General features: G+C 54.6%; 7 protein-coding genes, 3 tRNA genes and 4 rRNA genes. 7 read left to right on the top strand and 7 right to left on the bottom strand.

The genetic code is table 11. The features are described from left to right. Window positions 1-101 precede the first annotated feature (101 nt). From AC6I8P_RS01925 to AC6I8P_RS01895, 7 genes are all read left to right on the top strand, one after another. Window positions 102-830, top strand: a complete 729-nt coding sequence (locus AC6I8P_RS01925) for a carbonic anhydrase (RefSeq protein WP_031279827.1) — start codon at window positions 102-104, stop codon at window positions 828-830. A gap of 308 nt (window positions 831-1,138) precedes the next feature. Continuing rightward, window positions 1,139-2,104 carry a tRNA dihydrouridine synthase DusB gene (dusB, locus tag AC6I8P_RS01920; RefSeq protein ID WP_040679767.1) on the top strand — a complete coding sequence of 322 codons (966 nt, stop codon included), beginning with the start codon at window positions 1,139-1,141 and terminating at the stop codon, window positions 2,102-2,104. Between the two features lie 24 nt (window positions 2,105-2,128). Beyond that, the gene (gene fis / locus AC6I8P_RS01915) at window positions 2,129-2,425 is read left to right on the top strand and encodes a DNA-binding transcriptional regulator Fis (RefSeq protein WP_003855228.1); all 297 of its coding nucleotides are present in this window, start codon (window positions 2,129-2,131) and stop codon (window positions 2,423-2,425) included. Between the two features lie 537 nt (window positions 2,426-2,962). Beyond that, entirely contained in the window at window positions 2,963-3,988 is a 1,026-nt protein-coding gene (locus tag AC6I8P_RS01910; protein ID WP_058759887.1) for an amino acid ABC transporter substrate-binding protein, read from the top strand. A gap of 66 nt (window positions 3,989-4,054) precedes the next feature. After that, window positions 4,055-5,233, top strand: coding sequence for an amino acid ABC transporter permease (locus AC6I8P_RS01905; protein ID WP_021508165.1), 1,179 nt, complete (start codon window positions 4,055-4,057; stop codon window positions 5,231-5,233). Window positions 5,234-5,248: 15 nt separating this feature from the next. Continuing rightward, a complete protein-coding gene (locus AC6I8P_RS01900; protein ID WP_058781108.1) occupies window positions 5,249-6,349 on the top strand; it encodes an amino acid ABC transporter permease in 1,101 nt (366 codons plus the stop codon). Window positions 6,350-6,357: 8 nt separating this feature from the next. Further along, window positions 6,358-7,119 carry an amino acid ABC transporter ATP-binding protein gene (locus AC6I8P_RS01895; protein ID WP_283342576.1) on the top strand — a complete coding sequence of 254 codons (762 nt, stop codon included), beginning with the start codon at window positions 6,358-6,360 and terminating at the stop codon, window positions 7,117-7,119. 151 nt (window positions 7,120-7,270) lie between these two features. Here the strand turns inward: AC6I8P_RS01895 and rrf (AC6I8P_RS01890) are convergent. The 7 genes from rrf (AC6I8P_RS01890) to AC6I8P_RS01860 all read right to left on the bottom strand — a co-directional run bounded on the left by rrf (AC6I8P_RS01890) (window position 7,271) and on the right by AC6I8P_RS01860 (window position 12,843). Then, window positions 7,271-7,386 (bottom strand): 5S ribosomal RNA (rrf, locus tag AC6I8P_RS01890). Between the two features lie 33 nt (window positions 7,387-7,419). After that, window positions 7,420-7,495 (bottom strand) — tRNA-Thr (locus AC6I8P_RS01885). Between the two features lie 14 nt (window positions 7,496-7,509). Next, window positions 7,510-7,625: ribosomal RNA gene (gene rrf, locus AC6I8P_RS01880) — 5S ribosomal RNA — on the bottom strand. Window positions 7,626-7,822: 197 nt separating this feature from the next. After that, window positions 7,823-10,727, bottom strand: a 23S ribosomal RNA gene (locus AC6I8P_RS01875). Between the two features lie 198 nt (window positions 10,728-10,925). After that, window positions 10,926-11,001: transfer RNA gene (locus AC6I8P_RS01870), tRNA-Ala, on the bottom strand. A 149-nt stretch (window positions 11,002-11,150) separates the two neighbouring features. Then, a tRNA-Ile gene (locus tag AC6I8P_RS01865) sits at window positions 11,151-11,227 on the bottom strand. Between the two features lie 74 nt (window positions 11,228-11,301). Next, a 16S ribosomal RNA gene (locus AC6I8P_RS01860) occupies window positions 11,302-12,843 on the bottom strand. The 16S, 23S and 5S rRNA genes sit together here with 3 tRNA genes alongside, the layout of an rRNA operon. Window positions 12,844-13,094 lie beyond the last annotated feature (251 nt).

Raw genomic sequence — 13,094 nt, 5'->3', positions numbered from 1 at the left:
TTGAAATCAGTAGACTGCTGCACCAGGCGATAGCGCTATCCCTGTTAACCGTGCCGTGCGCGGCACATAACACTGATATATCGCTTAGTGAATAAATGATGATGAAAAGCAAACACACACTGATCGCTCTGCTGCTGGCAGCAGCGCCTTTTGCTCACGTTCAGGCTGCCGCCTGGGATTATGCTCAGCCACAGCAGTGGGGCGACCTGTCCCCTGATTTTCACGTCTGCAAGCAGGGCGTGAATCAGTCGCCGATTGATATTCGCCAGGCGCTGCATGCCAGTCTGCCGGCGCTGACGCTGGAACTGCAGGCGCGCCAGGCCGCCATTGTTAACAACGGCCACACCGTGCAGATCAACCTGCAGCAGGGCGATACGCTGACGCTGGACGGCGAGACCTTCACGCTGAAGCAGTTTCACTTCCACACCCCGAGCGAAAACCTGATCGACGGCAAACGCTATCCGCTTGAGGGCCACTTTGTATTCAGTGACGAGCAGCAGCAGCTGGCGGTGATCGGGGTGATGTTCGAAGCCGGTGCGGCAAATCCGGTGCTGACGACGCTGCTGGATACGCTGCCGGCGCAGGTCAATCAGCCGGCTACGCTGCAGCAGGATGTCGATATTACGCCACTGCTACCCGCCGATCGCCGTTACTACCGCTTCAGCGGTTCACTCACCACGCCACCGTGCAGTGAAGGCGTGCGCTGGCTGGTGATGAAGCAACCGGTAACGGCTTCCGCACAGCAGTTGCAGGCCTTTAGCGCGGTGCTGGGTGAACACGGTAACAGCCGCCCGGTGCAGCCGCTCAATGGCCGGCTGGTGGTTGAGTAACGAAATACTCACCAAACGTAAATAAAGCGTTCACTTTTCAATCAAATCACCGCCATTTCTCTTGCCGATTCGCGGAAGTGGCGGTTTTTATGTTGTGATTCAGCGCATATTTTTGGAAAAACTTTTGCTCACAATTTCAGCGTATTTTTGTAATACACTGAATTTAAACAAGTAATGACTAATACCCCGCTGCTAAGCCCCATTTCCCTGATCTTAAACGGCGAATTGTTCAAAGTTTGGCCTTTCATCTTCCGGAAAAAATGCGTAATATACGCCGCCTTGCGAACAGTTAGGGTCACTTCTTTTTCATGCGCATTGGACATCACCAGCTACGTAATCGACTCATCGCTGCGCCTATGGCCGGAGTATCCGACAAGCCATTTCGCACTCTGTGTTATGACAACGGCGCCGGTATGACTGTCTCCGAGATGCTGTCATCGAACCCGGAAGTCTGGGCCAGTGACAAATCGCGTTTGCGTATGGTGCATAGTGACGAGCCCGGTATTCGCGCCGTGCAAATTGCGGGTTGCGATCCCGATGAGATGGCCGCCGCCGCGCGCATTAATGTTGCGTCCGGTGCACAGGTTATCGACATCAACATGGGCTGCCCGGCTAAAAAAGTGAATCGTAAGATGGCAGGTTCAGCGCTGCTGCAGCATCCGCAGCTGGTGGAGTCAATCCTCCGTGCGGTGGTGAACGCAGTCGATGTACCGGTTACGCTGAAGATTCGCACCGGCTGGGACAAAGAAAATCGTAATTGTGTAGAGATTGCCCAATTGGCTGAACGCTGTGGTATTCAGGCCCTGACCATTCATGGCCGCACGCGCGCCTGTTTGTTTGAAGGGCAAGCTGAATACGACAGCATTCGGACAGTTAAGCAGAGCGTCGCTATTCCGATTATCGCGAATGGTGACATTACTGACCCGCACAAAGCCAGGGCAGTGCTCGACTACACCGGAGCCGATGCTCTGATGGTGGGACGCGCTGCTCAGGGAAGACCGTGGATCTTCCGGGAAATCCAGCATTATCTGGACACAGGGGAGCTGCTGGCACCGAAGCCGCTGGCTGAAGTGAAGCATATGCTGATTGGACACATACGGGAGCTGCACGACTTTTACGGTCAGCGCAAGGGATACCGTATTGCCCGAAAACACGTTTCCTGGTATTTGCAGGAAAGTGCCCCTGACGACCAGTTTCGGCGCACATTCAACGCCATAGAGGATGCCAGCGAACAGCTGGAGGCGTTGGAGGCATACTTCGAAAATCTTGCGTAAACGAAATAAAGAGCTGAAAGAACTATGTTCGAACAACGCGTAAATTCTGACGTACTGACCGTTTCTACCGTTAACTCACAGGATCAGGTGACGCAAAAGCCTCTGCGTGATTCGGTTAAACAGGCACTGAAGAACTATTTTGCTCAACTGAACGGTCAGGATGTAAGTGACCTGTATGAGCTGGTACTGGCTGAAGTCGAGCAGCCTCTGTTGGACATGGTGATGCAGTATACCCGTGGCAACCAGACCCGCGCTGCCCTGATGATGGGCATCAACCGCGGTACGCTGCGTAAGAAGCTGAAAAAATACGGCATGAACTAAGCGTTCTGGTTCCTTGCTGCGATAACGCCAGCCTTTGGGCTGGCGTTTTTGTTGCTGCTGTTTGTGCGTTAACACCGCGTGAAACGATTATCGTCAAAATGGTAACGATAGTTGCAATCGCCGGCGTGATAGCTCATCTCTCTCAGGGCCGCTGCCCTGCCCTGTTTTTGCGCAGAAAAAATCCTTCCGATCGCCCCTCAGCCCGCTTTGTTTGTGATCCTGAACCGCTTCAGCGGTAATTCCACTTTGCCGTACACCTGTTCATGAGCGTTAGCTCACACTGCTTCCATATAGTGAAACTTTTTGCACTATTTGTGATCGTGGCGACTCGTCATGCTGCCTTTTGGTGCGCGATAGTAGCGACAACTTTCCGGATACGTCCGTTTATTAAAAGATCTTTCCAGTGAATTCAGGATTCTGCAAACCTGGCATCAGCTTTGCAGTGTCGTGGATGGCTAAACGCCACAGAAAGAAATAAGCGCACAGTAAAGTGCGCGCAAACATAACAACACACGATCTCGCCACACAGGATGCTTTATGAAAAAGATGATGCTTTCCACCCTGATTGCTGCCGCCTCGCTGTTCGCCGTGACCCAGCAGGCGCACGCAGGCACCACGCTGGACGCCATTAAGAAGAAAGGGTTTATACAGTGCGGTATCAGCGATGGTCTGCCAGGGTTCTCCTACGCTGACGCCAGCGGCAAATTCACCGGTATCGATGTTGACGTGTGCCGCGCCGCTGCTGCTGCGGTCTTCGGCGATGCCAGCAAAGTAAAATACACCCCGCTGACCGCTAAAGAACGCTTCACTGCGCTGCAGTCAGGCGAGGTGGATATCCTGTCGCGTAACACCACCTGGACCTCATCACGTGATGGCGGCATGGGCTTCCTGTTCGCCGGCGTAAACTATTATGACGGCATCGGCTTCCTGACCCATAAGAAAGCCGGTCTGAAAAGTGCCAAAGAGCTGGATGGTGCCACCGTGTGTATCCAGGCCGGTACCGATACCGAGCTGAACGTGGCCGACTACTTTAAAGCTAACAAAATGCAGTACACGCCGGTCACCTTCGACCGCTCTGATGAGTCTGCTAAAGCGCTGGATAGCGGCCGCTGCGATACCCTCTCTTCTGACCAGTCACAGCTGTATGCGCTGCGCATCAAGCTGGGCAAGCCGGATGACTTTATCGTACTGCCAGAAGTGATTTCGAAAGAGCCGCTGGGCCCGGTCGTCCGTCGCGGTGATGATGACTGGTTCACCATCGTGAAATGGTCGCTGTTCGCCATGCTGAATGCGGAAGAGATGGGCATCAGCTCGAAGAACGTTGATGAGATGGCGGCGAAACCAACCACGCCAGATATGGCACACCTGCTGGGCGCAGAAGGTGATTTCGGTAAAGACCTTAAGCTCGACAACAAGTGGGCGTACAACATCATCAAGCAGGTTGGCAACTATCAGGAAGTGTTCGATCGTAACGTTGGTAAAGACAGCGCGCTGAAAATTGCACGCGGCCAGAATGCGCTCTGGAACCAGGGCGGCATCCAGTACGCTCCACCAGTGCGTTAATTGTCTCCTGCCAGTCGGGCACCGCATCCTGCGGTGCCCACGCGTATTCTTCACTGAGGTTTTAACATGTCGCAACGCCCAACCGTGAAAAGGGATTTTTCGTTCGGTAATCCTACGGTTCGCGCCTGGCTTTACCAGATTGTCGCGATTGTGGCGGTGTTTGCTGTGGTGGGTTATCTGATCCACAACACGGTGATCAACCTTGCCAATCGCGGTATCACCTCCGGCTTTGGCTTTCTTGAGCGCAACGCCGGTTTCGGCATCGTCCAGCATCTGATCGATTACAGCGAAGGCGATACCTACGCGCGCGTGTTTATGGTCGGGTTAACCAACACCCTGCTGGTCTCCGCGCTCTGTATTGTCTTCGCCTCCATCCTCGGCTTCGCCATCGGTCTGGCGCGCCTGTCGGATAACTGGCTGCTGCGCAAGCTGTCGACCATTTATATCGAGACGTTCCGTAATATCCCGCCGCTGCTGCAAATCTTCTTCTGGTACTTTGCCGTGCTGCGCAATCTGCCGGGCCCGCGTCAGGCGCTGAACGCGTTCGATCTGGCTTTTGTCAGCAACCGCGGTCTGTATATACCGTGGCCGGAGTATGCGCCCGGCACCTGGCCATTCCTGATCGCGCTGGCGATTGCCATCGCCGCCAGCGCCGCGCTGTTCCGCTTCAACCGCAAGCATCAGCTGAAAACCGGTCAGCTGCGCCGCACCTGGCCCGCGGCGGCCGGTTTAATTGTGCTGCTGCCGCTGATCGCCCATACGCTGTTTGGTGCCGCCACGCACTGGGATGTGCCCGAGCTGCGCGGTTTCAACTTCCGCGGTGGCTTTGCCATGATTCCGGAACTGGCAGCGCTGACGCTGGCACTGTCGATCTACACCTCTTCCTTTATTGCTGAGGTGATTCGCGCCGGGATTCAGTCAGTACCGCATGGTCAGAGCGAAGCAGCACGTTCGCTCGGGCTGCCCAACCCGGTTACGCTGCGTCAGGTGATCATTCCGCAGGCGATGCGCGTGATTATCCCGCCGCTCACCAGCCAGTACCTTAACATCGTAAAAAACTCCTCGCTGGCGGCCGCGATAGGCTATCCGGATATGGTGTCGCTGTTTGCCGGCACCGTACTGAATCAGACCGGCCAGGCAATTGAAACCATTGCCATCACCATGGCGGTTTATCTGATTATCAGTCTGCTCATTTCGCTGCTGATGAACCTCTATAACCGCAAAATTGCGCTGGTTGAGCGTTAAGAGAACGGAACCATTATGTCTGTGACCACACACGAAACGCCGCCGGTGTCGGGCAATCCACTGGGTAAAGCCTGGCTCTGGGCGCGTAAAAACCTGTTCTCCAGCTGGCTGAATACGCTGCTCACGTTACTCAGCCTGTGGATTATCTGGAGCGTTATCCCGCCGGCGCTGAACTGGTTGATCTTCCAGGCTAACTGGATTGGCGAAACCCGAGCGGACTGTACGAAAGCGGGCGCCTGCTGGGTCTTTATCCACGCGCGCTTTGGCCAGTTCATGTACGGGCTCTATCCGCATGAGCTGCGCTGGCGCATCAATCTGGCGCTGGTGATTGGCCTGCTGTCGATTGTGCCGATGTTTATCAAATCCATGCCGCGCCGCGGCCGCTATATCGCCTGCTGGGCGGTGCTCTATCCGGTCGTCGTCTGGCTGCTGCTGTATGGCGGCTATTTCGGGCTGGACCGCGTGGAAACGCGCCAGTGGGGCGGCCTGACGCTGACGCTGATTATCGCATCTGTCGGCATTGCCGGGGCGCTGCCGCTCGGCATTCTGCTGGCGCTGGGCCGTCGCTCTAAAATGCCGGTGGTGCGCACCCTGTCGGTGATTTTCATTGAGTTCTGGCGTGGCGTACCGCTGATTACCGTACTGTTCATGTCTTCAGTGATGCTGCCGCTGTTTATGGCGGAAGGCACCACGATAGACAAACTGGTGCGTGCGCTGGTTGGCGTGATCCTGTTCCAGTCGGCGTATGTCGCCGAAGTGGTACGTGGCGGGCTGCAGGCCCTGCCTAAAGGCCAGTACGAAGCGGCAGAGTCGCTGGCGCTCGGCTACTGGAAAACCCAGGCGCTGGTGATTTTACCGCAGGCGCTCAAGCTGACCATTCCCGGTCTGGTGAACACCATCATCGCGCTGTTTAAAGATACCAGCCTGGTGATCATCATCGGCCTGTTCGATCTGTTCAGTAGCGTGCAGCAGGCAACCGTCGACCCTACATGGTTGGGTATGTCGACCGAAGGCTATGTCTTCGCTGCACTGGTTTACTGGATTTTCTGTTTTAGCATGTCGCGCTATAGCCAGTATCTGGAGAAGCGCTTCCACACCGGGCGTAAATCGCACTGAGGTTTTACATGACACAAACAATGACAACGGCGGCTAACGCCATGATGATTACGCTCGAAAACGTGAACAAATGGTACGGTCAATTCCACGTGCTGAAAGATATCAACCTGCAGGTGAAACCGCGCGAGCGTATCGTGCTGTGCGGCCCTTCGGGTTCCGGTAAATCCACCACCATTCGCTGCATCAACCATCTGGAAGAGCATCAGCAGGGACGGATTGTCGTAGACGGCATCCACCTGAATGATGATGTGCGCAATATTGAACGCGTGCGCACTGAAGTCGGCATGGTATTTCAGCACTTCAATCTCTTCCCGCATCTGACCGTTCTGCAGAACTGCACGCTGGCACCGATGTGGGTACGCAAGATGCCAAAGAAAGAGGCCGAAGAGCTGGCGATGCACTATCTGCAGCGCGTGCGCATTGCTGAGCATGCCCATAAGTTTCCCGGGCAGCTCTCTGGCGGACAGCAGCAGCGCGTGGCCATCGCCCGTTCGCTGTGTATGAAGCCGAAGATTATGTTATTCGATGAGCCCACCTCCGCGCTCGATCCTGAGATGGTTAAAGAGGTGCTGGATACCATGATCGGTCTGGCGGAAGACGGGATGACGATGCTGTGTGTGACGCATGAGATGGGCTTTGCGCGTACGGTTGCCGATCGGGTGATCTTCATGGATCGCGGTGAAATTGTCGAGATGGCGCCGCCGGATGAGTTCTTTGCGAATCCAAAATCCGAGCGGACCCGGGCGTTTCTGTCACAGGTTATCCACTAAGCGAACACGATTCGCCGCATCATTCAGCCCTTGCCAGCCTGGCAGGGGCTTTTTTATGTCTGTGGATTTTATCGAGCGTTTTTATTGCGATAAAGGTCACCGCGGAAAACAAAAAAGCCCTGAACATCTGTTCAGGGCTTTCGTGTTTGATGCCTGGCAGTTCCCTACTCTCGCATGGGGAGACCCCACACTACCATCGGCGCTACGGCGTTTCACTTCTGAGTTCGGCATGGGGTCAGGTGGGACCACCGCGCTGTTGCCGCCAGGCAAATTCTTTTTAAACCGAACTCATGCCATAACTGGTGCTGATACCCAGAGTCGAACTGGGGACCTCACCCTTACCAAGGGTGCGCTCTACCAACTGAGCCATATCAGCACACTAAATTTGATGCCTGGCAGTTCCCTACTCTCGCATGGGGAGGCCCCACACTACCATCGGCGCTACGGCGTTTCACTTCTGAGTTCGGCATGGGGTCAGGTGGGACCACCGCGCTGTTGCCGCCAGGCAAATTCTGTTTTCGTCCGCGTCTTTCGCGCTCTGACTGCGTTGCCCCGCTCGCGCCGCTCAGTCACATACTCGTGTATGCTCCTTCACGTCGTCTCGCGTGCCGCCTTGTCACAGCACAAAATCCACTGGACGTAATCCGGTGAACAATGCTGAAAATTCTTTCGGTCTCTCAGACCAAAACGCCTCTGGCGTTGTAAGGTTAAGCCTCACGGGTCATTAGTACCGGTTAGCTCAACGCATCGCTGCGCTTACACACCCGGCCTATCAACGTCGTCGTCTTCAACGTCCCTTCAGGACCCTTAAAGGGTCAGGGAGAACTCATCTCGGGGCAAGTTTCGTGCTTAGATGCTTTCAGCACTTATCTCTTCCGCACTTAGCTACCGGGCAGTGCCATTGGCATGACAACCCGAACACCAGCGGTGCGTTCACTCCGGTCCTCTCGTACTAGGAGCAACCCCCCTCAATTCTCCAGCGCCCACGGCAGATAGGGACCGAACTGTCTCACGACGTTCTAAACCCAGCTCGCGTACCACTTTAAACGGCGAACAGCCGTACCCTTGGGACCTACTTCAGCCCCAGGATGTGATGAGCCGACATCGAGGTGCCAAACACCGCCGTCGATATGAACTCTTGGGCGGTATCAGCCTGTTATCCCCGGAGTACCTTTTATCCGTTGAGCGATGGCCCTTCCATTCAGAACCACCGGATCACTATGACCTGCTTTCGCACCTGCTCGAGCCGTCACTCTCGCAGTCAAGCTGGCTTATGCCATTGCACTAACCTCCTGATGTCCGACCAGAATTAGCCAACCTTCGTGCTCCTCCGTTACGCTTTGGGAGGAGACCGCCCCAGTCAAACTACCCACCAGACACTGTCCGCAGCCCGGATTACGGGCCTACGTTAGAACATCAAACATTAAAGGGTGGTATTTCAAGGTTGGCTCCACGCAGACTGGCGTCCGCGCTTCAAAGCCTCCCACCTATCCTACACATCAAGGCTCAATGTTCAGTGTCAAGCTATAGTAAAGGTTCACGGGGTCTTTCCGTCTTGCCGCGGGTACACTGCATCTTCACAGCGATTTCAATTTCACTGAGTCTCGGGTGGAGACAGCCTGGCCATCATTACGCCATTCGTGCAGGTCGGAACTTACCCGACAAGGAATTTCGCTACCTTAGGACCGTTATAGTTACGGCCGCCGTTTACCGGGGCTTCGATCAAGAGCTTCTCCTTGCGGATAACCCCATCAATTAACCTTCCGGCACCGGGCAGGCGTCACACCGTATACGTCCACTTTCGTGTTTGCACAGTGCTGTGTTTTTAATAAACAGTTGCAGCCAGCTGGTATCTTCGACTGGCCTCGGCTCCGGGAGCAAGTCCCTTCACCTACGCGCCAGCGTGCCTTCTCCCGAAGTTACGGCACCATTTTGCCTAGTTCCTTCACCCGAGTTCTCTCAAGCGCCTTGGTATTCTCTACCTGACCACCTGTGTCGGTTTGGGGTACGATTTCGTGTTACCTGGAGCTTAGAGGCTTTTCCTGGAAGCAGGGCATCAGTTACTTCACCGCCGTGGCGGCTCGTCGTCACGCCTCAGTGTTAAAGAAGACCGGATTTGCCTGGTCTTCACACCTGCACGCTTAAACCGGGACAACCGTCGCCCGGATAACCTAGCCTTCTCCGTCCCCCCTTCGCAGTAACACCAAGTACAGGAATATTAACCTGTTTCCCATCGACTACGCTTTTCAGCCTCGCCTTAGGGGTCGACTCACCCTGCCCCGATTAACGTTGGACAGGAACCCTTGGTCTTCCGGCGAGCGGGCTTTTCACCCGCTTTATCGTTACTTATGTCAGCATTCGCACTTCTGATACCTCCAGCATGCCTCACAGCACACCTTCAGCGGCTTACAGAACGCTCCCCTACCCAACAACACATAGTGTCGCTGCCGCAGCTTCGGTGCATGGTTTAGCCCCGTTACATCTTCCGCGCAGGCCGACTCGACCAGTGAGCTATTACGCTTTCTTTAAATGATGGCTGCTTCTAAGCCAACATCCTGGCTGTCTGTGCCTTCCCACATCGTTTCCCACTTAACCATGACTTTGGGACCTTAGCTGGCGGTCTGGGTTGTTTCCCTCTTCACGACGGACGTTAGCACCCGCCGTGTGTCTCCCGTGATAACATTCTCCGGTATTCGCAGTTTGCATCGGGTTGGTAAGCCGGGATGGCCCCCTAGCCGAAACAGTGCTCTACCCCCGGAGATGAGTTCACGAGGCGCTACCTAAATAGCTTTCGGGGAGAACCAGCTATCTCCCGGTTTGATTGGCCTTTCACCCCCAGCCACAAGTCATCCGCTAATTTTTCAACATTAGTCGGTTCGGTCCTCCAGTTAGTGTTACCCAACCTTCAACCTGCCCATGGCTAGATCACCGGGTTTCGGGTCTATACCCTGCAACTTAACGCCCAATTAAGACTCGGTTTCCCTTCGGCTCCCCTATGCGGTTAACCTTGCTACAGAATATAAGTCGCTGACCCATTATACAAAAGGTACGCAGTCACCTAACAGGTAGGCTCCCACTGCTTGTACGTACACGGTTTCAGGTTCTGTTTCACTCCCCTCGCCGGGGTTCTTTTCGCCTTTCCCTCACGGTACTGGTTCACTATCGGTCAGTCAGGAGTATTTAGCCTTGGAGGATGGTCCCCCCATGTTCAGACAGGATACCACGTGTCCCGCCCTACTCGTCGGACTCACAGCTCATGCATCTTCGTGTACGGGGCTGTCACCCGGTATCGCGCGACTTTCCAGACGCTTCCACTGATGCACAAGCTGATTCAGGTCCTGGGCTGCTCCCCGTTCGCTCGCCGCTACTGGGGGAATCTCGGTTGATTTCTTTTCCTCGGGGTACTTAGATGTTTCAGTTCCCCCGGTTCGCCTCGTTTGACTATGTATTCATCAAACGATGATGCACAGAGTGCACCGGGTTTCCCCATTCGGACATCGACGGCTGTAGCGGTTCATATCACCTTACCGTCGCTTTTCGCAGATTAGCACGTCCTTCATCGCCTCTGACTGCCAGGGCATCCACCGTGTACGCTTAGTCGCTTAACCTCACAACCCACAGGCGTTTTGCAACGCTGCAGACTGCAAGCATTTGAGAGACCCGAACGCATCGTTGCTTCATTCTTATTACGGAGAATGAATACGACGCGTCGTTTCAAATTTTCAGCTTGTTCCGGATTGTTAAAGAGCAAATACTTCGCAGCACACCGTCGCCGGTATACTCTGAAGTAAGTTTCAGTACTGTAATGGTGGAGCTAAGCGGGATCGAACCGCTGACCTCCTGCGTGCAAGGCAGGCGCTCTCCCAGCTGAGCTATAGCCCCATACAGTCACTGCAGAGACCATCTACATCCACTCACCAGGAGTCACGTTTCTCACACGGGAAATGTGATTTCGTCTCAGGCAAGGCATGTTTTCGCGAAGCATAGTGAACTATGCGAGCCGGAAACATAACGCGGCATGAGAAGAAATCTGGTAGGCCTGAGTGGACTTGAACCACCGACCTCACCCTTATCAGGGGTGCGCTCTAACCACCTGAGCTACAAGCCTGTAGAGGTTTTTTCTGCTCGTTACTTTTCTATCAGACAATCTGTGTGAGCACTTCGCGGGAAGGTATCTTCAGGTAAGGAGGTGATCCAACCGCAGGTTCCCCTACGGTTACCTTGTTACGACTTCACCCCAGTCATGAATCACAAAGTGGTAAGCGCCCTCCCGAAGGTTAAGCTACCTACTTCTTTTGCAACCCACTCCCATGGTGTGACGGGCGGTGTGTACAAGGCCCGGGAACGTATTCACCGTAGCATTCTGATCTACGATTACTAGCGATTCCGACTTCATGGAGTCGAGTTGCAGACTCCAATCCGGACTACGACGCACTTTATGAGGTCCGCTTGCTCTCGCGAGGTCGCTTCTCTTTGTATGCGCCATTGTAGCACGTGTGTAGCCCTGGCCGTAAGGGCCATGATGACTTGACGTCATCCCCACCTTCCTCCGGTTTATCACCGGCAGTCTCCTTTGAGTTCCCGGCCGAGCCGCTGGCAACAAAGGATAAGGGTTGCGCTCGTTGCGGGACTTAACCCAACATTTCACAACACGAGCTGACGACAGCCATGCAGCACCTGTCTCAGAGTTCCCGAAGGCACCAAAGCATCTCTGCTAAGTTCTCTGGATGTCAAGGCCAGGTAAGGTTCTTCGCGTTGCATCGAATTAAACCACATGCTCCACCGCTTGTGCGGGCCCCCGTCAATTCATTTGAGTTTTAACCTTGCGGCCGTACTCCCCAGGCGGTCGACTTAACGCGTTAGCTCCGGAAGCCACGCCTCAAGGGCACAACCTCCAAGTCGACATCGTTTACGGCGTGGACTACCAGGGTATCTAATCCTGTTTGCTCCCCACGCTTTCGCACCTGAGCGTCAGTCTTCGTCCAGGGGGCCGCCTTCGCCACCGGTATTCCTCCAGATCTCTACGCATTTCACCGCTACACCTGGAATTCTACCCCCCTCTACGAGACTCAAGCCTGCCAGTTTCAAATGCAGTTCCCAGGTTAAGCCCGGGGATTTCACATCTGACTTAACAGACCGCCTGCGTGCGCTTTACGCCCAGTAATTCCGATTAACGCTTGCACCCTCCGTATTACCGCGGCTGCTGGCACGGAGTTAGCCGGTGCTTCTTCTGCGGGTAACGTCAATCGGCAAGGTTATTAACCTCACCGCCTTCCTCCCCGCTGAAAGTACTTTACAACCCGAAGGCCTTCTTCATACACGCGGCATGGCTGCATCAGGCTTGCGCCCATTGTGCAATATTCCCCACTGCTGCCTCCCGTAGGAGTCTGGACCGTGTCTCAGTTCCAGTGTGGCTGGTCATCCTCTCAGACCAGCTAGGGATCGTCGCCTAGGTGAGCCATTACCCCACCTACTAGCTAATCCCATCTGGGCACATCCGATGGTGTGAGGCCCGAAGGTCCCCCACTTTGGTCTTGCGACGTTATGCGGTATTAGCTACCGTTTCCAGTAGTTATCCCCCTCCATCGGGCAGTTTCCCAGACATTACTCACCCGTCCGCCACTCGCCACCCAAAGAGCAAGCTCTTCTGTGCTGCCGTTCGACTTGCATGTGTTAGGCCTGCCGCCAGCGTTCAATCTGAGCCATGATCAAACTCTTCAATTTAAAGTTTGATTTGCTGCAACGAGTGCAGCGATGCTCTGTGAATTAAACTTCGTAATGAATTACGTGTTCACTCAGCAAAGACTTGATATTTTTTAAAGCCCGTAGGCTTGTGATATCAATCCTGCGAGTGCCCACACAGATTGTCTGATAAATTGTTAAAGAGCGGTGCGACGCGGCGTTCGGCCTGCTGTCGCGAGGTGGCGTATATTACACTTTCCTCCTTCAGAGTCAAACACTTTTTTCAGCGTTTT

Source organism: gamma proteobacterium symbiont of Lampromicra miyakona, from assembly GCF_059730895.1.
This window is presented reverse-complemented; position numbering and strand designations above follow the sequence as displayed.

Coding starts and splice junctions, on each gene's coding strand:
- AC6I8P_RS01910 (WP_058759887.1), top strand. CDS start 2,963: ATGAAAAAGATGATGCTTTCCACCCTGATTGCTGCCGCCTCGCTGTTC.
- fis (WP_003855228.1), top strand. CDS start 2,129: ATGTTCGAACAACGCGTAAATTCTGACGTACTGACCGTTTCTACCGTT.
- dusB (WP_040679767.1), top strand. CDS start 1,139: ATGCGCATTGGACATCACCAGCTACGTAATCGACTCATCGCTGCGCCT.
- AC6I8P_RS01895 (WP_283342576.1), top strand. CDS start 6,358: ATGACACAAACAATGACAACGGCGGCTAACGCCATGATGATTACGCTC.
- AC6I8P_RS01925 (WP_031279827.1), top strand. CDS start 102: ATGAAAAGCAAACACACACTGATCGCTCTGCTGCTGGCAGCAGCGCCT.
- AC6I8P_RS01900 (WP_058781108.1), top strand. CDS start 5,249: ATGTCTGTGACCACACACGAAACGCCGCCGGTGTCGGGCAATCCACTG.
- AC6I8P_RS01905 (WP_021508165.1), top strand. CDS start 4,055: ATGTCGCAACGCCCAACCGTGAAAAGGGATTTTTCGTTCGGTAATCCT.